The organism is Corynebacterium endometrii, assembly GCF_004795735.1.
Classification (GTDB): domain Bacteria; phylum Actinomycetota; class Actinomycetes; order Mycobacteriales; family Mycobacteriaceae; genus Corynebacterium; species Corynebacterium endometrii.
On the sequence record NZ_CP039247.1, the window covers coordinates 1141800 to 1163262 of the forward strand.

18 protein-coding genes, 1 tRNA gene and 4 pseudogenes are annotated in these 21463 nt (G+C 57.3%); 12 read left to right on the plus strand and 11 right to left on the minus strand.

Annotated elements, in window-relative coordinates; genetic code table 11:
- Positions 1-151: 151 nt before the first annotated feature.
- Positions 152-1150: an NAD(P)H-dependent glycerol-3-phosphate dehydrogenase gene (locus CENDO_RS05130; RefSeq protein WP_136141077.1), complete on the plus strand. Its 999-nt coding sequence runs from the start codon at positions 152-154 to the stop codon at positions 1148-1150.
- A gap of 22 nt (positions 1151-1172) precedes the next feature.
- Complete coding sequence (locus tag CENDO_RS05135; protein ID WP_136141078.1) at positions 1173-2261, plus strand: D-alanine--D-alanine ligase family protein; 1089 nt, start codon at positions 1173-1175, stop codon at positions 2259-2261.
- A 4-nt stretch (positions 2262-2265) separates the two neighbouring features.
- Here CENDO_RS05135 and CENDO_RS05140 read toward each other — a convergent pair whose 3' ends face one another.
- Complete coding sequence (locus CENDO_RS05140; protein ID WP_136141079.1) at positions 2266-3183, minus strand: DUF3515 domain-containing protein; 918 nt, start codon at positions 3181-3183, stop codon at positions 2266-2268.
- Between the two features lie 29 nt (positions 3184-3212).
- Here CENDO_RS05140 and CENDO_RS05145 point away from each other — a divergent pair, with 29 nt between their 5' ends.
- The 7 genes from CENDO_RS05145 to CENDO_RS05175 all read left to right on the plus strand — a co-directional run bounded on the left by CENDO_RS05145 (position 3213) and on the right by CENDO_RS05175 (position 10183).
- A complete protein-coding gene (locus CENDO_RS05145; RefSeq protein ID WP_136141080.1) occupies positions 3213-4181 on the plus strand; it encodes a thiamine-phosphate kinase in 969 nt (322 codons plus the stop codon).
- Positions 4178-4828, plus strand: a complete 651-nt coding sequence (locus tag CENDO_RS05150; protein ID WP_136141081.1) for a uracil-DNA glycosylase — start codon at positions 4178-4180, stop codon at positions 4826-4828. The genes CENDO_RS05145 and CENDO_RS05150 overlap by 4 nt, the downstream gene beginning before the upstream one ends.
- Positions 4829-4838: 10 nt before the next feature.
- Positions 4839-6200 (plus strand): DAK2 domain-containing protein, encoded by a 1362-nt coding sequence (locus CENDO_RS05155; RefSeq protein WP_136141082.1) that lies wholly within the window; start codon positions 4839-4841, stop codon positions 6198-6200.
- 9 nt (positions 6201-6209) lie between these two features.
- Complete coding sequence (locus tag CENDO_RS05160) at positions 6210-8300, plus strand: ATP-dependent DNA helicase RecG (protein ID WP_136141083.1); 2091 nt, start codon at positions 6210-6212, stop codon at positions 8298-8300.
- A gap of 82 nt (positions 8301-8382) precedes the next feature.
- Positions 8383-8949 (plus strand): 16S rRNA (guanine(966)-N(2))-methyltransferase RsmD, encoded by a 567-nt coding sequence (gene rsmD, locus CENDO_RS05165; protein ID WP_136141084.1) that lies wholly within the window; start codon positions 8383-8385, stop codon positions 8947-8949.
- Between the two features lie 20 nt (positions 8950-8969).
- Positions 8970-9446, plus strand: a complete 477-nt coding sequence (gene coaD, locus CENDO_RS05170) for a pantetheine-phosphate adenylyltransferase (protein WP_136141085.1) — start codon at positions 8970-8972, stop codon at positions 9444-9446.
- Positions 9443-10183 (plus strand): sulfite exporter TauE/SafE family protein, encoded by a 741-nt coding sequence (locus CENDO_RS05175; protein ID WP_136141086.1) that lies wholly within the window; start codon positions 9443-9445, stop codon positions 10181-10183. The genes coaD and CENDO_RS05175 overlap by 4 nt, the downstream gene beginning before the upstream one ends.
- Positions 10184-10272: 89 nt before the next feature.
- Here CENDO_RS05175 and CENDO_RS05180 read toward each other — a convergent pair whose 3' ends face one another.
- The 6 genes and pseudogenes from CENDO_RS05180 to CENDO_RS05205 form a co-directional block, all read right to left on the minus strand.
- On the minus strand, positions 10273-11043 hold the full coding sequence (locus CENDO_RS05180) for an amino acid ABC transporter ATP-binding protein (RefSeq protein WP_136141087.1): 771 nt from the start codon (positions 11041-11043) through the stop codon (positions 10273-10275).
- On the minus strand, positions 11033-11968 hold the full coding sequence (locus tag CENDO_RS05185) for an amino acid ABC transporter permease (protein WP_136141088.1): 936 nt from the start codon (positions 11966-11968) through the stop codon (positions 11033-11035). The genes CENDO_RS05180 and CENDO_RS05185 overlap by 11 nt, the downstream gene beginning before the upstream one ends.
- On the minus strand, positions 11968-12849 hold the full coding sequence (locus CENDO_RS05190; RefSeq protein ID WP_136141089.1) for an ABC transporter substrate-binding protein: 882 nt from the start codon (positions 12847-12849) through the stop codon (positions 11968-11970). The genes CENDO_RS05185 and CENDO_RS05190 overlap by 1 nt, the downstream gene beginning before the upstream one ends.
- 3 nt (positions 12850-12852) lie before the next feature.
- Entirely contained in the window at positions 12853-13698 is an 846-nt protein-coding gene (locus CENDO_RS05195; protein ID WP_136141090.1) for a DUF368 domain-containing protein, read from the minus strand.
- A 446-nt stretch (positions 13699-14144) separates the two neighbouring features.
- A complete protein-coding gene (locus CENDO_RS05200) occupies positions 14145-14453 on the minus strand; it encodes a hypothetical protein (protein ID WP_136141091.1) in 309 nt (102 codons plus the stop codon).
- A gap of 285 nt (positions 14454-14738) precedes the next feature.
- Positions 14739-15359 (minus strand): annotated as a pseudogene (locus tag CENDO_RS05205) (IS3 family transposase); the annotation flags it as partial.
- 58 nt (positions 15360-15417) lie between these two features.
- On the opposite strand from CENDO_RS05205, the pseudogene CENDO_RS11290 reads away from it, so the two are divergent.
- Positions 15418-16110: pseudogene (locus CENDO_RS11290) on the plus strand (transposase); the annotation flags it as partial.
- Between the two features lie 290 nt (positions 16111-16400).
- On the opposite strand, the pseudogene CENDO_RS05220 reads toward CENDO_RS11290, so the two are convergent.
- A pseudogene (locus CENDO_RS05220) lies at positions 16401-16712 on the minus strand (integrase core domain-containing protein); the annotation flags it as partial.
- Between the two features lie 195 nt (positions 16713-16907).
- Positions 16908-17105 (minus strand): transposase, encoded by a 198-nt coding sequence (locus CENDO_RS05230; protein ID WP_136141095.1) that lies wholly within the window; start codon positions 17103-17105, stop codon positions 16908-16910.
- A gap of 63 nt (positions 17106-17168) precedes the next feature.
- Between CENDO_RS05230 and CENDO_RS05235 the strand changes: the two are divergent.
- Positions 17169-17921 (plus strand): annotated as a pseudogene (locus tag CENDO_RS05235) (IS3 family transposase); the annotation flags it as partial.
- A gap of 141 nt (positions 17922-18062) precedes the next feature.
- Here the strand turns inward: CENDO_RS05235 and CENDO_RS05240 are convergent.
- Positions 18063-18139 (minus strand) — tRNA-Leu (locus CENDO_RS05240).
- A gap of 103 nt (positions 18140-18242) precedes the next feature.
- Between CENDO_RS05240 and polA the strand changes: the two genes are divergently transcribed.
- The gene (gene polA, locus CENDO_RS05245; protein ID WP_136141096.1) at positions 18243-20888 is read left to right on the plus strand and encodes a DNA polymerase I; all 2646 of its coding nucleotides are present in this window, start codon (positions 18243-18245) and stop codon (positions 20886-20888) included.
- An 87-nt stretch (positions 20889-20975) separates the two neighbouring features.
- Here polA and CENDO_RS05250 read toward each other — a convergent pair whose 3' ends face one another.
- Complete coding sequence (locus CENDO_RS05250; protein WP_136141097.1) at positions 20976-21461, minus strand: RDD family protein; 486 nt, start codon at positions 21459-21461, stop codon at positions 20976-20978.
- Between the last annotated feature and the right edge of the window lie 2 nt (positions 21462-21463).

Consider the following 21463-nt stretch of genomic DNA (forward strand, 5'->3'; position numbering starts at 1 on the left):
AGCACAATAGACAGAAAACCACCCCGGAGTGCTTTCCGTGGCTTACTCTAGGTAAGTTTAGTCCTGACGGGCTAAATGTGCGCCAACCATCAAGGCCAATGGCTTAATATGTTAAGTCTTATGACAACTCGAGGAGAGGCTTCAAGCACGCATGGTTAAGGTAGCCGTAATGGGGGCAGGTTCGTGGGGCACCACATTGGCCAAAGTTTTCGCGGACGCGGGAAATGCGGTGCACCTGTGGGTCCGTAGGCCGGAACTCGCCGAAACCATCCGCGATACGCACCGGAACCCGGATTACTTGGGGAACATTGAGCTTCCCCAGTCCATCGTGCCCAATACCAGCCCGGCCGAGGTCCTGGAAGGCGCCGAGATAGTAGTCTTTGCGGTTCCGTCTCAGACCATGCGCAATAATCTGACGCAATGGGCTCCGCATTTGCCGTCCGATGCCACCCTGGTATCCATCTCCAAAGGCGTGGAAACCACATCTCTCAAGCGTATGAGTGAGGTCATCGTTGACTGCACGGGCGCGGACCCGTCCCGCATCGCAGTGCTTTCCGGGCCAAACCTGGCCCGTGAGATCGCCGAGGAGCAGGCAGCCGCTACTGTCATTGCCTGCTCCAACGAGGAGCGTGCACAGCAGGTTCAGGCGGCCGTCGCCACGGGCTACCTTCGGCCCTATACGAACACCGACGTGATAGGTGCTGAAATCGGCGGCGCGTGTAAGAACGTCATCGCGCTTGCCTGCGGCATGGCTGCGGGGCGGAGCATGGGAAACAACACCACGGCCACGTTGATTACCCGCGGACTCGCGGAGATCACCCGTCTGGGAGTGGCGCTCCATGCGGATCCTCGTACCTTCGCCGGTCTCGCTGGCCTGGGTGACCTGGTGGCCACCTGCACCTCGACCTTGTCTCGAAACTATTCCTTCGGATTCCGGCTTGGCAAAGGGGAAAGCCTCGATGAGGCCCGCGAGGCCACCCATGGCCAGGTCGCAGAGGGCGTCATCTCCTCGGATTCGGTGTTCCGTTTGGCGCAGAGCGTAGGCGTGGAGATGCCTATAACCCAGGCCGTGTACGGGGTGTGCCATCGCGACGTTTCCGTGGAAGAGATGATTGTGGCCCTCATGGGTCGTTCAAAGAAGTCCGAATAGAGAGGGAGTAAGGTTTAGCCCTATGACCACCAAGACCCGCGTAGCCGTTGTGTACGGCGGCCGTAGCTCCGAGCATTCCGTGTCCTGCGTGTCCGCAGGCGCGATTATGGCGAATCTGGATAGGGATAAGTTTGAAGTCATCCCCATCGGCATTACCCAGGAAGGCTTCTGGACCAGCGGAACCACGGAGGGGCTCGAAATCGTTGGCGACAAGCTCCCCGTCGTGGAAAAGGTCAATGAGTTGGCCTTGTCCCTGGCACCGGAGACCCGCGGTGAATTCTATGACACGGTCAATGGCGCCCTCTTCGCCAAGGCTGACGTTATCTTCCCGGTTCTTCACGGTCCGTACGGCGAGGATGGAACGCTTCAAGGCCTCTTCGAGCTTTCAGGCGTACCTTACGTTGGCGCCGGCGTCCTGGCGTCGGCCGCCGGGATGGATAAGGAGTACACCAAGAAGCTGCTTGCCGCGGAGGGCCTGCCCGTAGCCCCAGAGGTAATCCTGCGGGATCGCAGCGAGCTAACCGAGGCGGAAAAGGCTCTCCTCGGGCTGCCGGTCTTCGTCAAGCCGGCGCGCGCCGGATCATCCATCGGCGTCTCTAAGGTGACTGACTGGTCCCAACTGGAAGGCGCCGTCCGGCTAGCGCACGGCGCCGATACCAAGGTGCTCGTTGAATCGGAGATCACTGGTTCCGAGGTGGAAATCGGCGTACTGCAGTACCCAGACGGTTCCTTAAGGGCCTCGGTCCCCGCGCGTCTAGTGGGAATTGAGGATTCGGAAGAAGGCTTCTACGGCTTCGAAACCAAGTACATCGATGACGTGGTCTCCGCTGAAATCCCCGCCCAGTTCGATGCCGGTCTCGTCGAGCAGCTTCAGGAGATGGCGCTGGAAGCATTTACGGCGCTCAATTGTTCGGGATTGTCCCGAGTCGATTTCTTCGTCACTGACAAGGGGCCAGTGATCAATGAAATCAATACCTTGCCGGGCTTTACTCCAATCTCCATGTACCCGCAGGTGTGGGCCGCTTCCGGGGTGGGGTACTCGGAGCTACTGACCTTGCTCATCGAGTCCGCATTATCTCACCATGAGGGGCCCGTAGCCTCCGCCGATTAGTGACTCAGGACGCCACCTCTACGGTGGTGGCTTCGATAGCGGCTGAGAGATTAACCAGCGCCTCCTGCGCCGCATCCTGCGGGGCATGGACGGCTACGTTGACATCGCGCCCCATCGCATACCAGGCGCCGGCGGTGGTGCCCGCCGCCAAAGTGGTGTCCTCAAACCACGGAAGACCGTCAATCTGCTGGAGCTGAACGCCGGCTTCGTAGCCCTCGGCGTCTTGCACTCCGCAACGAACCACCACGGGTTCGCGGGACTGGGCGGTCCAGACGTGGGTGTGGTCCTTGCTGAACTCGCCGTTGTACGCGTATCCCTCGGCGAGCTCGAAGCCCGCGCGCAGATTCGCGTCCAAAGCTGCGCATCGTTCCTGTTCGCCAGCGGGCTTTAACTCGCTCAAGGGGCCGGGCCGCGGAGCCTGGTCTTCCTGCGCGAGCATAGCGGTGGATTCAGATAATTCAGTGGGGAACTCATCGTCCCAAGAGGTCAGGGCCACGTTAGGGAAACGATTGGTGCTGTACCACGTGGTTAACGTTGAACCCGGGGTCATGTCGGCAACCTCGAGCCAGCGGGTTCCATCTATTTCCTCCGTGGTTGAATACTCCGTGTATTGGAAGGGGAGGTCAACTCCACAGCGGAGGGTGGTGGGCTGGTCCGAGGTTTCCGCCCAAGCCGCGGTCCCCGCCGGTACGGGTTCGGCGATCTCGGCTCGGTCCAGACCGCCCAATTTTTCCGGCAGGGCTTCGATGAGGGCTGCGCATTCGGCCGAATCCGCCTGAGGGGAGGGCAGCGGCGTCATGGGGATGGGCTGACGCGCATATTCGTTAAAGAAGTATTTGGAACCAAATAACACGCCCACAACCAGGAATAATGCTAAACCCAATGAGATAAATACTGCGGTGCGGTTAAATGGATTATTCATAGGAGATCATCCTAACTGAAAGGTAGCTAGTGAATTTAACGCCCACCCTTGCAGAGGTAGGGGAACGCGCAGTGATCGACGCTATCAGGGCAGCCGCACCCAGTGGAGTCAACGGTGATGATGCCGCGGTGATACCCGCTACCGCGCCCAACTCGCGCACGGTTGCGGCAACTGACATGCTGGTTGAAGGCCGGCACTTCCGGCTCGACTGGTCTTCTGCTCAGCAGGTTGGATTCAAGGCGATCACCCAGAACTTTGCAGATATCGAGGCCATGGGCGCACGCCCCAGCTCCGCCTTGTTGGCCTTGGCGGCACCGGGCGATACGCCACTGCACGTCATCGAAGGGATTGCCCAGGGAATCGCCAAACGCTGCAAGGATTACCAGGCCGAGCTGGTAGGCGGGGACGTGACCCGTGCAGACCAAATCATCCTATCCGTCACCGCAATAGGGCAGTTGGGCGGCAGCAGGTCCCCATTGAGCCTAGATGCCGCGAGGGTTGGCCAAAAGGTGGTTGCGCATGGACACATTGGTTACTCCGCCGCCGGTCTGGCGCTTTTACAGCGCTTTGGAAACTACCTTCCACCGGGGGCTGAAGGGCTGGCGCGGCTGAAACAGGCGCACTGTGCGCCATCGATTACCGCCGGACGTGGATTAGTAGCCCGAGCCACTGGAGTTACCGCCATGACGGACAATTCAGACGGGTTGATCAAGGATTTGAGCCTCATAGCCGAGCGTTCCTCAGTGGCCGTAGACTTGGACGCCCGCGCGCTGGGGCCGGATGCGCTCCTAAAGGAGGCGGGCGAGCTTCTGGGGATCGACCCTTGGGAGTGGATTCTTACGGGAGGGGAGGACCACACCCTGCTGGGCACCACCCATAAGGATTGCCCAAGCGGCTTTAGGGTCATTGGGGAAGTGACTAAGAAAAACGGGGCGGGGCTCGTCACCGTCGATGGCGCCGCGCCCGCTCACCACCGCGGTTGGGAGTCTTTTGCATGAGTAACTTGCCAGAAATCAACTACCACCCGTCATGGGACCCCGTGCTGGGGCCAGTGCTGGAAAGGGTGTGGCCGGAGCTTTCGCGGCGTCTGAACGGCGGCGAGTACTTGCCCGCTCCGGCCGACGTTTTCCGCGCGTTTCGGACCCCTTTAGAGGCCGTTCGCGTCCTTATCGTGGGACAGGATCCGTATCCCACCCCTGGTCATCCAATGGGGCTGTCCTTTTCCACTCAACCCGGGGTCCGCCCGCCCCGCTCCCTGGTCAACATACACAAGGAACTGCACGACGATTTAGGCCTGACCCCACCCGCTGACGGCTCTCTTCTGCCATGGGTCGATCAGGGGGTATTGATGCTCAACCGGGTGCTGACTGTGGAGCCTGGCAATGCCGGATCTCATCGGCGCTGGGGCTGGGAGGCCGTGACTGAGGCCGCGATTAGCGCTTTGAATCGCGCCCCAATGGTGGCCATCCTATGGGGCAAGGATGCGCAGGCCTGCCAGCGATTCATTCCTGACGTTCCTACCATTACCTCAGCCCATCCTTCCCCGTTATCCGCCCGCCGTGGTTTCTTTGGCTCGCGCCCATTTTCCAGGGCAAATGCCTATTTACAAGAGCAGAATTCCTTCCCGATCGACTGGCAATTGTAGAATAGGCCACATGTCTAAAATCAACGCGCTTGATGCACAGGGTTTGCGCTCATGGGCAAACCGGGCCGTTGCGGAACTTACGCAGCGGCGCGAGGACATCAACGCGTTGAATGTTTTCCCGGTCCCGGACTCGGATACCGGATCCAATATGGCCCACACCATGGAATCGGCCCTGCAACAGGTAGAGCGCGGTGGAGACGTAGCCGAAGCTTTGGCCGTGGGTTCCGTACGCGGGGCGCGGGGAAATTCCGGGATGGTCTTATCCCAGGTGCTGCGCGCGGTATCTGACAGCACCCGAGACTCGGTGGTCGATGGGGAAGTGCTGGCGGATTCTCTGGAGTTGGCGGTGGCGCTGGTAACAAGGGCTATTTCCGAACCGGTCGAGGGCACCGTGGTTACGGTTCTGCGGTGCGCCGCCGAAGCGGCCAGGCAGGCGTTGGAAACCTCCGGTAACGATCTCCACGCTGTGGTCCAAGCGGCCGTGTTCGCAGCCCGAACCTCGCTACAACATACGCCCTCCCAGCTTCCGGCCCTGCGTGACGCCGGAGTGGTCGATGCCGGAGGCGCCGGCTTGGTGATCCTGTTGGAAGCCTTACTCGCAGAGGTGGATGGGACCGCGCAGCCGGAATCCGTCCCGGCCCTGAGCGCCGAGCCCTCCGGGGAGATCGAGGTGGTGTTTAACTACCGCGGTGACGTTGATGCGTTGGAACAGGCTCTCAGCACGATGGGTAATTCACTCGTGGTGGCGAGGATGAGCGATGGGACAGCTCGCTTCCATATACATAGTGCCGATGCCGGATCCCTCATTGAGCACGCCTTCGCCCAGGGTGCAGTGGAGGATTTGGCGCTGGAAGCCCTACCCGTTTCAGCCGTTGACCCAGCCCCAGATGCACAGCCAACGAGCCAGCGCCACATCTACGCCTGCGCACCACAGGGGGCCTTGGCGGATTTGTTCCGCTCGGCCGGCGCCAAGATTGTGGCACCCGGGGAAGCGATAACCGGAGCAACCAGCGAAGATATATTCATCCAGAATGGTTCGGTGGGGGATCCGGGTGAGTCACGGATCATCGCTACCGATTCCTATGTATCCGGATTCGCAGCGCTTTCCGTGTACGAACCCGGGAACCCTGACACGGATGCCATGGTTTCAACCATGCGTGACGCCTCCCGTTCCATGCGGGTGGCGATTCTGGAAGAGGATAGCCCTCAGGCCGTGGTGGATGCCTGCGCAGAGTTACTCGATGAAGGCGGCGAGCAGGTTACCATCCTGACGTCTATGGCCCTTGGTGACGAGGAATTGGCCCAAGAGTTGGGCGTTGAGACTCTAGTCCTACGCGTGCCGGGCATACGTACAGAAATTGGCGTGGAGTAGGAGACAACCATGTTGGGCTGGGAGTACTCCACGCCACTCATTCAGGTTTTAGATCCTAAAGTAGCCCGCACCATCACCTCCTCCCTTGGGTATGAAACGTGTGGAGAGCTTCTGATGCATTTTCCGCGCGATTACGTCCGCCATGGCCGCGACGTTGGCTGGGGTGGTGCCCAAGAAGGCGATATCGTCACCATCACCGCGACCATAGTTAATGCCTCGGTCAGGCCAATCAAACAGGGGCAAATGCTGACGGTCTACCTAGACCAGGGCATCAGCGCAAGCTTTTTCCGGGCGAAATGGCAGATAGGTCAGCTCAAACCCGGTGTGCGTGTAATGATGAGCGGCAAACTCAAATACTTTCGCGGGCAGCCTCAATTAAGCCACCCTGATTACATGGTGCTTGATACACCCGGTGCAGAAAGCAAGGCATCCACCGGTTCTCTGCGGAATTTGTCAAAGTTTGGTGACATCTACGAGTTACTGACGGATAGGGACTGGATCCCAATTTACCCAGCGACCGCCAAGGTTACGTCCTGGATGATTATGGGGGCTATTCACCAGGTATTAGCGCAGATGCCGGAGGTGGAAGAACCCATCCCGGGAGTCATGCCTTTGGTGGCACCCTTGACGTTTGATGCGGCGCTGCGCCAAATACATGAACCCGGACCGGACGGGCCCCACGGCGCTATAAGCCGCATGAAATATAACGAGGCCTTGGAGATAGGTCTGGTGATGGCTCTTCGCAAGCGCGATACTCTCCACCACAAGGCCCCGCCGCTCAAGCCGGATGAGACCGGTTACGTCCAGCAGTTGTTGCAGGACCTACCGTTTGACCTGACGGCGGGCCAGCGACGGGTGATGGGAGAAATCAGTTTAGACCTGGCTGACTCCGTGCCCATGTCACGCCTGCTGCAAGGCGAGGTGGGCTCGGGCAAAACCATGGTGGCCGTTGCGGCCATGCTCCAGGCTGTGGATGCGGGCAAACAGGCTGCTATTTTGGCTCCTACTGAGGTTTTGGCCTCTCAGCACGCAACTTCGATTGCGCGGTTGGTACCAGCTGGGGTCAACGTGGTGCTCCTGACCGGCTCTATGAAGACCGCAGAGAAACGGCAGGCCTTGCTGGACATTATTTCTGGTGAGGCCCATATCATTATCGGAACCCATGCCATCATTCAGGAAAGCGTTGAGTTTTTCGACTTGGGATTCGTGGTGGTAGACGAGCAGCATCGCTTCGGGGTAGAGCAGCGCGAATCCTTGCGAGCAAAGGCCCGTGAAGGTTTTATCCCTCACGTGTTGGTGATGACCGCCACCCCCATTCCACGCACGATTGCCATGACCGTTTTCGGGGATTTGGCCGTTTCAACCTTAAAGGAACTACCCGGTGGCCGAAAGCCGATTCAATCTGCGGTAGTCCCAGAGTTCAAACCGGATTGGGTGACTAGGGCTCTGGCCCGCATCGTAGAAGAAGTTGCCAAGGGCCATCAAGCTTTCATCGTGTGCCCTCGCATCGACGGCGAGGGCGGGGTCTTGGATATGGAGGAAAAGCTGAGTCGCGGGCCACTGCGCGGCTTATCCGTAGGAATCCTGCATGGACGCATGCAGGATAAGGACGAGGTGATGGCGGAGTTCGCCGCGGGCCGGTTCGATGTGCTCATCGCGACTACGGTGATCGAAGTGGGCGTTGATGTCCCCAACGCTACGGTTATGCTCATACGCGAGGCCGAGTCTTTCGGCGTGAGCCAGCTGCACCAGCTGCGCGGCCGAGTGGGCCGTGGCGGCCTGCCTTCAGTATGCCTATTCCACACGCTTGCCGAGCCGGGGCATCCTAGCGTGGAGTACCTGCACAAAATCGCGGCGACGAACTCTGGCTTTGAACTGGCGGAATTGGACCTGCAACAGCGGCACGAGGGTGACATTTTAGGCGTGAATCAATCAGGATCGAGGCGCAGCCTCAAGCTCCTCGATTTGCGTAAGGACCAGGACATTATTGCTCTTGCCCATTCGGACGCGCAGGAATTGGTGGAGGCTGACGCGGAATCCGCGGCGGCCTTGATCACCGGGCTGACGGACGAAGAGCAACAGTTCCTGGATAAGAACTAGCGTGCGCTAGTGTGTTAAACAATCAGGAGCAAACCCAGTTTAAGTGCTGCCTTAGGCTAAAACGCTTGGAGAAGGAGAGTATATGACCAGGATTATTGCCGGAGAGGCGCGCGGCCGAACCATTAAGGTTCCCGCTGAAGGCACCCGCCCTACCGCAGACCGTGCTCGTGAAGGCTTGTTTTCTTCTCTCGCCGTTCGTTGGGGGTTTGCGGATGTCCGATGCCTGGACTTGTTTGCGGGCTCGGGCGCGCTGGGGCTCGAAGCCGCAAGTCGCGGTGCCGAGGAAGTGGTCCTAGTGGAAAACAATCCAGCGGCATGCAAAGTCATCCAGCACAACATGGGGGTGGTTAAGCACCCACAGGTTACCCTGCGTGAGTCTAGCGCCAAGTCCTACCTGCAGGGCGCACCGAGGGGTTACTTCGATATGGTGCTCGCCGACCCACCGTACGAGTTCGACGAAATCGCTGAACTCGTAGAGCTCATCGAGCCCGTGCTAGCCGACGATGCAATAGTGGTCATCGAACGCCACACCGACTCCCCGCAGACCGAATGGCCTGAGGGGTTTCAAGCCACTGGCCAGAAGCTGAAGAAGCGCACTTTCGGGATAGCACGCTTCGATATGGCCATTTTTCGACGCGAATCCGAGTAGATCGGAGTAAGGTAGCCGCCGTGACTAAAGCAGTATGCCCCGGATCCTTCGATCCCGTAACCAACGGACACCTTGACATCTTCAATCGTGCAGCAGAGCTCTTCGATGATCTCACCGTCTTGGTTACCGGAAACCCAAGCAAGAAAACCTCCGGGCTGTTTAGCATTGAAGAACGCGTTGAGCTCATTCGGGAAGTCGTAGACCCTTCCATCAAAGTGGACTGGTGGGGTGGCCTCCTAGTTGATTACACCACCGCACACGGGGTAAGTACCCTGGTCAAGGGCCTGCGCTCTTCTTTGGATTACGAATACGAGTTACCTATGGCGCAGATCAATAGGCGCCTATCCGGCGTTGACACAGTTTTCCTGCTTACCGATGAAAAGTTTGGCTACATTTCTTCCAGCCTATGCAAGGAGGTAGCCAGCTACGGGGGCGATGTATCTGGCCTGCTCCCAGACCCGGTAGCTAAGGCTGTAGTGGAGCGGTACAAGAAATGATTATGGCGCTAGCCGTTCTAGTAGTCATTGCCATTGGCGCTTGCACCCAACGGATCTCGGGAATGGGATTGGGGCTGCTTGGCGGTCCGGTGCTGATGATCATGTTGGGCCCGGTAGAGGGCATTATGGTCGTCAACGTCCTCGCTGTCATCAACGCGGCCGCAACAACGATGACCGTTCGCGACCATGTGGATTGGAAGAAATTCGCCCAGATTGCGCCAGTGATGATCTTCGGCTCCATCCCAGCGGCGTTCCTGCTTTCCTCCATGGATGCCGCGCCCGTCATGGTTCTGGCCGGTGGGGCTATCTTAGTCGCTCTAGCGCTGGTGACTTTCGGTAGAAAGTTTGTGCCTCCCATGGAAGGCACGGGACCGGCGATTTCAGCCGGTATCCTGGGAGGTTTTACCAACACTCTGGCCGGGGTGGCAGGGCCGGTCATCACCGTCTACGCCCAGGCCGCGCGCTGGCCACACCAGGTCTACGCGGCAACGCTGCAACCCATCTTCATGGTGGGTGGCATAATCTCGGTTCTAACCAAGCTTTTCGTGGGTGCCGGGCAATTTAGCAATGTCTCGTGGCTTATCTGGCCCGCCGGCATCATCGGTATGGCGATCGGCATCCCATTGGGTGTATATCTTTCGAAGCGTATTCCTCGCAATATCGCGCACAAGATGGCGCTCATCGTCGCTGCCTTCGGCGCGGCCTACGCAATGCTGCGTGGAATAGTCCAGCTATGATTTAGCTCGAATACCTTAAGATAGGGCAGTGGCCCCTCGGGAAAAGAGATCCTGAGGGGCCACTTGCGATGCAGAATAGGCTGCAGTTGCTACAGCAGGGAGGATAAGAATTCCTGCGTGCGTTTTTCACGGGGATTATCCAACACCTCTGCGGGGCTGCCGGATTCAACAACCCGTCCGCCATCCATGAAGAAGACCTTGTCCGCTACCTCACGTGCAAAACCCATCTCGTGGGTGACTACCAGCATGGTCATTCCGTCGTCGGCAAGCTCACGCATTACGCGAAGCACTTCTCCAACCAGCTCAGGGTCCAGCGCTGACGTAGGCTCATCGAAGAGCATCAACTTGGGGTCCATCGCCACGGCGCGCGCGATTGCGACGCGTTGCTGCTGACCGCCGGAGAGCTGCACTGGGTACGCATCCGCTTTATGGGCCAAGCCCACCTTCTCGAGGAGTTCGAAAGCGCGCTGCTTCGCCTGATCCGCCGGAATCTTCTTCACGTGTACCGGCGCCTCGATGATGTTCTCCAGCACGGTCTTGTGGCTAAACAGGTTGAAGGATTGGAAGACCATGCCGATATCGGAACGCTGCGCGGCCGCTTGCTTCTCAGAAATCTCGTAGAGGATTCCATCGCGCTCACGGTAACCAATCAAGTCGCCATCGATGTACAAACGGCCGGCTGTAATTTTCTCTAGGTGGTTGCAGCAGCGGAGGAAAGTTGATTTGCCAGAACCGGATGGCCCTATCAGACACGCAACTTCACCCTGGGCTACCTCAATGTCAATGCCCTTGAGCACGTCGAGGCGTCCAAAGGACTTGTAGACCTGTTGGGCCTGAATCATAGGCTTTTTAGCGTCCATTTTTCTTAACCTCCGGAATGACGTTGATGTTGTGGGGAAGGTTGCCTTCGGCATCTGCAAGGGTGGCAAGCTGCCGGGAAGTCAGCTCGCGGGTGGCACCGCGGTCGAAGTACTTCTCGAGGTAGTGCTGTCCGATCATCAAAATGGAAGTTACTACTAGGTACCACGTGGCCGCGACGAGGAGGAGGGGAATCGGCTCGAAGAGGGCCGCAGAAATATCAGTGGAACGGCCAAAGAGCTCATTGGTGTAAGGAATTGCCACGACCAAAGATGAGGTCTTGAGCAGCGAGATGAACTCATTGCCGGTCGGTGGAACGATGATGCGCATAGCCTGCGGCATCACGGTACGGCGCATGGTTTGCCACCAGCTCATGCCCAATGCCTTGGCGGCCTCCTGCTGGCCCTCCGGGACTGCGGAAATGCCGGAACGGACAATCTCAGCCATGTAGGCGGCCTCGTTGAGGCCAAGGCCTAAGACAGCGAGCATGAAGGTGTTGGTGAGCACCTTTTCTAGGGATATCTCCGTAAAGCCTAAGTTGATTGACTGGTAGATTGCAGAAAGCAGGCCCCAGAATACGAGCTGAACGTAGATGGGCGTGCCGCGGAAGATCCACAGGAAAACCCAGGAGATACCGCGAAGCACAGGGTTAGGGGTCATGCGCATTACCGCGATTAATGCGCCGCCAACAACGCCGATAAACATTGCCAAGATGGTGATGGCCAGGGTATGAAGCGCGGCGATGGCGATTCGGGTGTCAAATAGGTACTGGAAGTACGTTCCCCACCCAAAGGCCTCGTTCTGAGCCGAGCTAATAATGAACCATAACGCGAGGGCCAGTACAACGACTGCAAAGACCCAACGCCATGGGTGGCGCAACGGGCGCGCCTCGATCTTCTCCGGGACCTCCGGGTTCTTGGTGGTCATTAAATAGGCCTTTCGTTAATCATTGCTTCTTCTACCAGTCCGTCAGTGATTCCCCATTGCTCGAGAATTTCCTGGTAGTAGCCCTCATCGATGAGATACTGCAGGGCAGCGGCCGCCGCGGGGCCGAGATTTGAATCCTTAGGCACAGCCATGCCGTACGGTGCCGCATCGAAGATTTCTCCAACTAATTCCATCTCGCCATTGGAGCGCTCAACGGCCCAAGCGGTGACGGGGGAGTCAGCCGATAAAGCCTGTGCGCGCCCCATCAGCAGGGCTAGCGCGGCGTTATCGGAGGTGTCATAGGACAAAACGGTGAGGTCACCGCCGCATGCTTCTTCCTTGGGGCGAACGTCGTCCGTGTCTGAGATGGTGGTGCGCTGTACCGCAACGGTCAACCCGCAAGGATTACTAGGGTCTACCTCAATGTCAGATTCGGTGCGTTTGGCCCATTGGATTCCGGCATAGAGGTAGTTGACGAAGTCAAAATTCGCGCGGCGTTCCTCGTTATCGGTAAAACCCGAAGCACCCATATCTAGTTGTCCTGACTGTACAGCCGGGAGGATCATTGAGAAGTCCTGCTCGACGGCCTTGAACTCCAACCCCATGACGGAGGCCATGGCGTGGGCCAAATCCATTTCCACGCCGATTATGTTTCCCTGATGGTCTTTCAACTGAAAGGGAGCAAAAGGTGGATTTGTGCCGACTGTTAGCACACCATCCTCGTCGTTGACCATCGCGGCGATCTCAGGCACAGCTTCCGGTGCGATTTGCTGCCAGCCTTCAGGGGTAGATTCCTCCACGTTGGTTACGCAGCCGCTTAGCATCGCCGTGGTGCTTAGCGCTGCTATTGCGCTAACGCGGGCTTTCCTGGCTTTCTTCATGGATTAAGTGGTCACTTTCTCTTCCTGGGCAGGTTCGTAGGAGTGTGCCTTGCGGTAATCGACGTAGATAAACACGCCGACTATCGCCACGCCGATTACAAACATGCCTACGATTGCGCCGATGCTCGCATCCTGACTTTCTCCCAGGGGCCATAGGGAACGCAGGGAGCCAAGCATAAAGCCGGCCATCGCTGCTAGCGTTACGTTGCGGTGGGTGTCCAAAAGCCAGTTGAGGACTTTGACAAAAGCCGCGAGTCCGCACAGCGCTCCGGCAGCGAAGACCACTATGACCGTAAGATCGCGGTCCGAAACTGCGCCGATGATTGGCTCGTATAGGCCCATGGTAAGCAGGATTAGTGAACCGGAAATCCCCGGCAGGATAAGAGCACACACGGCAATTGCAGCCGCGCCGAAGACGATAGGTAGCGATGGGTCCTGCACTGGTCCGGATTGCAGGCCAGTAACGATGAAGATCGCTACCGCCGCAATAAGGAACGACAGGATGTTCGCGGGCTTGGCACGGTCTTTGGCGCTTATCATCATCACCGGGACGATGATGGATATCGTGACCATTCCCATGAATAGGGCACTGGAGAGTGAGACATGGTTCTCCACGAAGTTACTGAGAACGGTGGACAGGCCGAAGACGGCTGCGAACATGCCTACCGCAACGGTGGCTAGGAAGCCCCATTCCACCTCTTTGAACTTGAGCTTGAAGAGGCTGTTGGCGTTGTGGAGGGCCCGTTCGTAGATGCCAACGATGAGGGCCACCGTGCCACCGGAAATTCCTGGGACCAACTCCGCTGAACCAATGAGAGCACCGCGAAGTGCGTTTAAAACGATCTGCATAGAGTGAATCTAACCTGAATTGATTGTTGACAAAGAGAGCGACGTACCTGCATGGAGGTTAATGTGCTGTTCGCGGATTCCAGTGAAGGACTAGTTTGCTTACCCTGCTCGGAACGGCGCTTTCGTTATGCATAATTTACACGAGGCGGCAATAGTATGAAGGCGGGGCGTTCAACTTCTATTGCGAGCTGTCATCAACTCTACATGTACAAATGGCGCGTTTTCCAATCAAAAGGCCCCGGTGGCTTATGGGATGCACTTCGGGAATGTATACGCGAAGACTGGGATTATGCATTGGGTTGTGTGCTCGCCCACTCGCGGAGCAATAGGACTTGTTGATCACTGCAAGCCGCTAGCGGCCCGCGGTTATGGAAAAAGCCACCCGCGGGAGCGGATGGCCTCGATGGCGTAGAGCCGCGAAAATATTGCTCGCGGGTGTTAAGTGCCTACTTAAGCGGAAGGAGTTTGGCGATTTCGCCGTAGATGCCGCCTACGACAATGAGTGCGCCTAGCCCGATGGCAGCATCTAGCAGCACGGCCAGGAAGCGGTTGAAGTGAACATTGTCAGTTGCGTCCTCCGTTGTGCTGCTGAGGAACTCGATGTATGAGGAGCTTTCCAGATCGATTCCCTTCTCGCCCTTGGCTGAAGACTGCGTGCCCGTTCCGGATGGGGCCGGGGCTTCCTGTGCGTAAGCGGTTGCTGGTGCCAGGGCTACTGCGGTAGCGGTCAAGGCGGCTACGACTTTACGGCGCATTAAAAATCTCCTGTTGTACGTGAACGTGCTTCTGCGGGATATGGTACACCCGAAATATACGAGTAAACCCGCTAGTTCTGGGAAGAACCTAGCGGGTTTGTTAGTGCCCCTGGTGAGGCTCGAACTCAGATCTACAAGCGCCTGTTAACCCTCTGAACTGCGCGTTAACCGGGACTCTGTACCGAGTTATGGCATTTCTATGGCGTTTTCTACAAGGGTGTTCTCTAGGTCTATGGCTGACATTTCAGCGGATGAAGCGTCCTGGGTTTCGTTCCGCTTCTTTTACTACCCCATACTGACGGGCTGGGTGAGATAGTACTCGATTTCTACTTCCTGCGGGGTGGCGTAGTCCAATGCTTGATGAAGTCGCTTAGTGTTCCACCAATGCACCCACCGCAAGGTCGCCAATTCAACTTCTCCGACCGACGTCCACGGGCCCTGGGCATGAATCAGTTCAGCTTTGTAGAGACCGTTGACTGTTTCGGCTAGTGCATTGTCGTAAGAATCTCCTACCGTTCCCACACTCGGGCGGATTTTTGACTCAGCTAGCGCAGTGGAATACTTCAGTGACACATACTGGCTGCCCCGATCGCTGTGGTGAATTAGCTGGTTTCCATGGATTCGTCCTGCAGTCGTTAACGCATGCTCCAAAGCCTCCATCGGCAGCGCGTCGGTGCGCATCGTCGAGCGTGTAGCGACACCAACAATTTTTCGGCTAAATACATCCACGACAAACGCGGTATAGGCGAATCCTGACAGGGTGCGAACGTAGGTAATGTCGGCAACCCAAAGCCTGCCCGGCGCTTGTGCACGGAAGTTTCGGCGCACAAGGTCCGGGCGATGATCCGGTGCCTTTGAGTTAATCGTTGTCACAGGGGTTCGTCCACGTCGGCGGGACCTGACCCCTTGATGGTGGACACGCTGAAACCAGCATTTCGCTGGGGAAGTGAGGTACCTTTCTACTATGCCACGCAAGACCTACACCGAGCAGTTCAAGCGTGACGCAGTCTCGTTGTACGAGTCGACCCCCGGAGCCACGCTCAACGCCATTGCCTCCGACCTCGGGGTCAACCGCAACTCTCTGCGCACCTGGCTCGACGCCTTCGGCACCGGCACCAAAACCAACGCCAACGGTGAAAAAGTCGCCAGCCCCATCGCCGCAACCAACAGCGAACGCACCCCTGCTGAAGGACTCTCCGATGCCGAGCGCATCCGCGTGCTGGAACGCGAGAACGCCAAGCTCCGGGAAGAACGAGAGAACCTGCGCAAGGCGGCCAAATATTTCGCTTAAAGAGACGAACTGGTGAACCGCTTCCGATTCGTTGACGACCACCGAGGCCTCTATCAGGTCAAGCGGTTATGTGAGGTCCTAAAGATCAACCGGTCCTCGTACTACACATGGAAATCTGCTGCTCCCCGTCGTCGGCGACGCTTCGTCGCCGATGCGGTGCTGGGAGCGAGGATCAAGGCCGTGTTCACGGCCGAGAACGGCTGCTACGGGGCGAAACGCGTGACTGCGGCCATCAACGCCAGCGACGATAACTCCGTCAGCGGCGTTGCTGCGCAGCGGGTCAATCACAAGCGCACGGCCCGGTTGATGCGGCAGATGGGTCTGTTCGGCTACACGAAAAGACGCCGGGTGAAGACCACCGTGTCATAGCGTGGGGAGTGCCCCACTCGCGTAACGTACGAGTTATCTGTTAGTCGATTTTTTTACCCTTAGATAGGTACTTGTCCACATAGTTGAAAATACCCCAAGAGACCAAGCCAATTGCGAGCAAAGTGAGTACCGCCAACATATCTTCTCCATCCTGTCGTTAGAGGTTTTAGGTCTGTCACGAAACATAACATACTTTCGAGGATTCAGCCGCGTTGGTAGTGAATTTCACCCCTTACGAGGCCGAAATCATCCGTTAGCTCGCGATACTCATTCATTCCGCGCCTACCTTAATTCGGACGGTATTGGAAGTGGGGTTGCCCGCAAATCGTGGACACGTAGTTAAGCGGCTTTAGTATTGGCCGCGGTAGTTGGGGTCTTTTTTGGGTGGTCTGGTTTTCGAAGGTAACGGGTGGGATCATCCCGATGGCCGAGTGTCGGCGCCGCCGGTTGTAGACCACTTCAATCCAATAGGCCACCGCCTTGCATGCCTGGTCCCTGGTGACCCACGTTGACCGGTCATAGAACTCGGTCTTGAGCGTGGACCAAAACGACTGGATCATCGCGTTATCAAAGCACACCCCTGTACGGCCCACAGATTGGGAAATCCTAAACCGGCCTGGGTTGGTGAGAGGGCATGATTTAACGCAGGAGGAACATTATGGCTATCAGCCCCTACGACCATGAGACCCGTCAGCGGGCGGTGCGCTTGTACTTCGAAGAGCTCGCTGACGGCGCTTCATCCAAGGCAGCTGCACTACGCGCTGTCGAAGCTGTCATCGGCATCAAAACATCCACTATCGGCAACTGGGCTGGGCCTTGTCACGCATGGCCTTCGTGCGCGCACGCTTTCCGGTGCCGTACTTCTTGACCCAAGAATGAAGCGAGGCACGGTTGATACCGAGCTCTGTTGATGCCGCGATCAGCGAGAGGTCCTCATTGCTTTCATAGAGGGCCACAGCATCGCGTTTGAACTGTTCGGAGTACCTGGACATGGTGGTAGATTACCTTTCTTCCCAGCCCGGCTGGGATGGATATCAGGTGTCCACCAAAAAGGGGTCAGGTCCGTTCACTCCACCAATTACGGTGTCTATGGTGTTCGTAAGATGTGGCACGCACTTCGACGAGAAGGCATCGATATTGGCCGTGAACAAACAGCTCGGCTAATGCGACTAGCTGGACTTTCTGGCAAAGGAAAAGGAAAATCTCCGATCACCACCGGCAAACCCAACAGTCCGGATCTAAGGCCAGACTTGGTATGTCGTGATTTCAAGGCGAGCGCACCGTGCCGGTTGTGGGTGGCAGACATTACGTATGTACGTACCCAGAAAGGGTTCGTGTACACCGCGTTTGTTACTGACGTATTCTTCAGGCGCATTGTTGGGTGGGCATTGTCGGATTCCATGCGCACCGAAGCCTTGCCGTTGCAGGCATTGAATCAAGCGATTGTGTGCGCGAAGGAAACCACCGGGCTGTTTCACCATTCTGATCATGGTTCACAGTACGTCAGTATCGTCTACAACGAGAGGCTTGCTGAGTATGGAATTGCTGCTTCTACTGGAACCGTTGGTGATTCCTATGACAATGCTTTGGCGGAGAATGTCAATGGCTCGTACAAGAATGAGCTGATTCACACTCGAAAGTGGTCTGATGTTGTTGAAGTGGAACTCGCGACGTTTGAATGGGTGAATTGGTGGAATGAGACCAGGCTCCATCAAGGACTTGAGTACCGCACACCGAGAGAGGTTGAGTCAGAGTTTTGGAAGAACAACCCAGCCCAAGAAATAATAAAAATTAAGGCAGATGCCTAGGAACAAAACCCGGGGCACTTCACCTCCCCAGCGACACACTGAAGAGACACGCTTTTGATTACTTAACCCGAATGCGTCCCTCGAAGCATAAGAAACGGTCCTTCACCTGCATTTCTGCCGGTAAAGGACCATTTTTTCTTGTGGTGCCCCTGGTGAGACTCGAACTCACACTGGACGGGTTTTGAATCCGTTGCCTCTGCCAATTGGGCTACAGGGGCGCTGGAGAAAGATATTAGCGCACAGGCCTTCTAAAAACTAATCGGCACCCTAAACCACCCCAGGAGCACACACTATGTCTACTTTTGCTTACACTTGGAAACCGTGACTTCTACTAAACCTCGCTTGCTGCTTATTGACGGACATTCCATGGCTTTCCGCGCTTTCTATGCACTACCTGCGGAAAACTTCTCGACATCGGGTGGTCAACACACTAACGCGGTGTATGGCTTCCTATCCATGCTGTCTAACATCGTGGCTGAAGAGAAGCCAGACTCCATTGCGGTTGCCTTCGATGTGGGGCGCAAGACCTTCCGCACGGAGATGTTCCCTGAATACAAAGCCCAGCGTGAGGCGGCGCCGGAAGAGTTTAGGGGGCAGGTAGACCTGGTTTGCGAGGTATTAACCACCCTGGGAATCACCACGCTCTCTCGTGAGAATTTCGAGGCCGATGACATTTTGGCCACGCTGGCCACGCAGGCCACGGACTATGAGACTCTCATCGTCACAGGCGACCGTGACTACTTGCAGCTGGTCAATGATTCCACGACGGTGCTGTATCCAATGAAGGGCGTATCAACGCTTCACCGTTTTACCCCTGAGGCTGTGGAAGAAAAGTACGGATTGACTCCGGAGCAGTATCCCGATTTTGCGGCATTGCGTGGCGATCCATCGGACAACCTTCCCAACATTCCCGGCGTTGGCGAAAAGACCGCTACCAAATGGATTCAGCAATACGGGACCCTGCAGGCGCTTTTGGATAACGCGGACGAAGTCAAGGGCAAGGTCGGTGAGAAGCTTCGCGCCCGGATCGAGCAGGTGAAACTCAACCGCGAGCTGACCCAGATGATTCGTGACATGGATCTTGAGGTGGGGCCGGATGATCTGGCCTTCAAGGGGGCAGCCGTTGCCGAGGTAGCCGAGCAGTTCGATTCCCTAGAGTTTGGCGGGAACCTGCGGGAGCGAGTATTGGCTGCCATCCCCAATGATGGCGGTTCGGTGGACAATGAGGTTGCTACTGAGGAAGCTCAAGTGTCTGTGGATTCCCTGGATGACACATCGTTGGCAGAGTGGCTCGAAGGCAAAAGCGGGGTAGCGGTCTATATCCAGGGTGATGGGCGGCCCGCGCGCGGTGATGCTCGCGCTATAGCGTTGGTGGATTCGGATCGCAGTGGAATTCAAATCGAACTGAGTGAAATCTCAGCAGAGGACGATAAGGTTCTGGCGGAGTGGTTATCCTCTGATGTTCCGAAGTATTTCCATGAGGCCAAGGCCGCCTTCCATATGCTCGCCGGTCGCGGCATTGAACTGCGAGGCATCGCGCATGACACCGCTATTGCCGCCTACCTGTTGCGACCGGGCCAGCGCACCTATGAACTCGGGGACGTCTACCAGCGTCACCTGAAGAAGTCTTTGGGGCAGGCCGGGGACCAGCTGACGCTCCTGGAGGATAATTCCCTGGTCGATCAGGCCGCCGCGATTGCCGAACTTGCAGTCCGCCTTACTAAGGAACTCCAGGCAATCGATTCTTATGAGCTGTATACGGACATGGAATTGCCGCTGGTCACCATCTTGGCCAAGATGGAAGCCACGGGCATCTCGGTTGACGTGGATACTCTGGAAGTACAGCTTGAGGCCTTTATTTCGCAGGTTGATGAGCAGCAGGCCGCGGCCCGTGAAATTGCGGGGGACAACTCACTCAATTTGAACTCCCCGAAGCAGCTCCAGACGGTTTTGTTCGACACCCTCGATCTGCCTAAGACCAAGAAGACTAAGACCGGTTATTCCACCGCGGCTAAGGAAATCGAGCAACTGGCGGTTAACCACCCTCATCCATTCCTCGACCACTTGTTGGCGCACCGCGAGTACCAGAAGATGAAGACCACCTTGGAGGGCTTGATCAAAACCGTCCAGCCGGACGGCCGTATCCATACCACCTTTAACCAGACGGTTGCGTCCACCGGTCGCCTATCATCCACGGAGCCGAATCTGCAGAATATCCCGGTTCGCACGGAGGCCGGCCGCAGGATCCGGTCTGCGTTCAAAGTGGGGGAGGGCTTTGCAACCTTAGTGACCGCGGATTACTCCCAGATCGAGATGCGCGTGATGGCCCACCTGTCCCAAGATCCAGGCCTGATCGAGGCTTACCGCAACGGTGAGGACCTCCATAACTACGTGGGCTCTAAGGTCTTTGAGGTTCCGGTAAATGAGGTAACCCCGGAGCTGCGGCGCCGGGTTAAGGCCATGTCTTATGGTTTGGTCTACGGCCTTTCGGCGTTTGGTCTTGGCCAGCAACTGGGAATCCCCGCCGGTGAGGCTAAGGGGATCATGGAAGCCTACTTTGACCGCTTCGGTGGGGTGAAGCGCTACCTGGATACTGTGGTCGATAAGGCCCGCAAGGACGGTTACACCTCAACGGTATTCGGCCGGCGCCGCTACCTTCCGGAGCTAAATTCCGATAATCGCGTGGCCCGTGAAAACGCGGAGCGGGCTGCGCTTAACGCTCCTATCCAGGGCACCGCCGCGGACATCATCAAGGTTGCGATGATTCGCGTGGATAAGGCGATGGAAGGCCTCGAGTCCCGCGTGCTGCTGCAGGTCCACGATGAACTGGTGGTGGAGGTAGCCCCTGGCGAAGAAGCTCAGGTGAAAGAGATTGTCGAGCGGGAAATGGATTCAGCCATTGAGCTCAACGTGCCGCTGGAGGTATCGGCCGGTTCCGGTAAGGATTGGGACGCCGCCGCCCACTAACCGTGTTGGCACCCCGGGGCCTCCGCAGGTGGTGAAGCTGACGGCAAACGCTGTTATGGGAACGCAAAGGTCAAAAGTGAGAGGGGGTTAGCTTTTGGGAACCTTCCTCCACGGATTCTGGCGCTGGCCGTTGAGGAGGACCGGTTCCACAAAGGCGCCGGCGAAGGAGTCGAATAGCGATCGCCCTTGCAGCAGGGTGCTTAGCCCCACGATGATGAGCACTATCTCGCCGGCGTATGCGAGGGCGTCGATATTAATTGCGCTTAAGCCTCCTAATAAAAGGTAGGAATTGCGCAGGGCTACCCGCCCTAGCGAAGGCCGGGCGTGGATGACCTCGAGGCGGAGGGAATACTTTCCCAGGGACGATGCCCACTTGTGCTCCACAACGAGCCGGTAGAGGAACATGCCTATGGTGAATCCGAGCACCGGCACTGCCGCGTTGGTGGACCAGTTAATGTCGAGACCAATTAGTTCGAGTATCCACAGAATCAACATGACTATGGCGGCTACGGCGAAGCCGTCGATATACCACGCAACGGTCCGCAGGCCCGTTAACTTTGCTCTTTCAACCATGG

Bases quoted from the DNA above. Each gene is read 5' to 3' on its own strand.
- CENDO_RS05140 (WP_136141079.1), bottom strand. From the start codon at position 3,183: ATGAATAATCCATTTAACCGCACCGCAGTATTTATCTCATTGGGTTTA.
- CENDO_RS05185 (WP_136141088.1), bottom strand. From the start codon at position 11,968: ATGACCACCAAGAACCCGGAGGTCCCGGAGAAGATCGAGGCGCGCCCG.
- CENDO_RS05130 (WP_136141077.1), top strand. From the start codon at position 152: ATGGTTAAGGTAGCCGTAATGGGGGCAGGTTCGTGGGGCACCACATTG.
- CENDO_RS05155 (WP_136141082.1), top strand. From the start codon at position 4,839: ATGTCTAAAATCAACGCGCTTGATGCACAGGGTTTGCGCTCATGGGCA.
- CENDO_RS05250 (WP_136141097.1), bottom strand. From the start codon at position 21,461: ATGGTTGAAAGAGCAAAGTTAACGGGCCTGCGGACCGTTGCGTGGTAT.
- CENDO_RS05200 (WP_136141091.1), bottom strand. From the start codon at position 14,453: ATGCGCCGTAAAGTCGTAGCCGCCTTGACCGCTACCGCAGTAGCCCTG.
- CENDO_RS05150 (WP_136141081.1), top strand. From the start codon at position 4,178: ATGAGTAACTTGCCAGAAATCAACTACCACCCGTCATGGGACCCCGTG.
- rsmD (WP_136141084.1), top strand. From the start codon at position 8,383: ATGACCAGGATTATTGCCGGAGAGGCGCGCGGCCGAACCATTAAGGTT.
- CENDO_RS05190 (WP_136141089.1), bottom strand. From the start codon at position 12,849: ATGAAGAAAGCCAGGAAAGCCCGCGTTAGCGCAATAGCAGCGCTAAGC.
- CENDO_RS05195 (WP_136141090.1), bottom strand. From the start codon at position 13,698: ATGCAGATCGTTTTAAACGCACTTCGCGGTGCTCTCATTGGTTCAGCG.
- CENDO_RS05160 (WP_136141083.1), top strand. From the start codon at position 6,210: ATGTTGGGCTGGGAGTACTCCACGCCACTCATTCAGGTTTTAGATCCT.
- CENDO_RS05135 (WP_136141078.1), top strand. From the start codon at position 1,173: ATGACCACCAAGACCCGCGTAGCCGTTGTGTACGGCGGCCGTAGCTCC.
- CENDO_RS05230 (WP_136141095.1), bottom strand. From the start codon at position 17,105: ATGTCCAGGTACTCCGAACAGTTCAAACGCGATGCTGTGGCCCTCTAT.
- CENDO_RS05175 (WP_136141086.1), top strand. From the start codon at position 9,443: ATGATTATGGCGCTAGCCGTTCTAGTAGTCATTGCCATTGGCGCTTGC.
- CENDO_RS05180 (WP_136141087.1), bottom strand. From the start codon at position 11,043: ATGGACGCTAAAAAGCCTATGATTCAGGCCCAACAGGTCTACAAGTCC.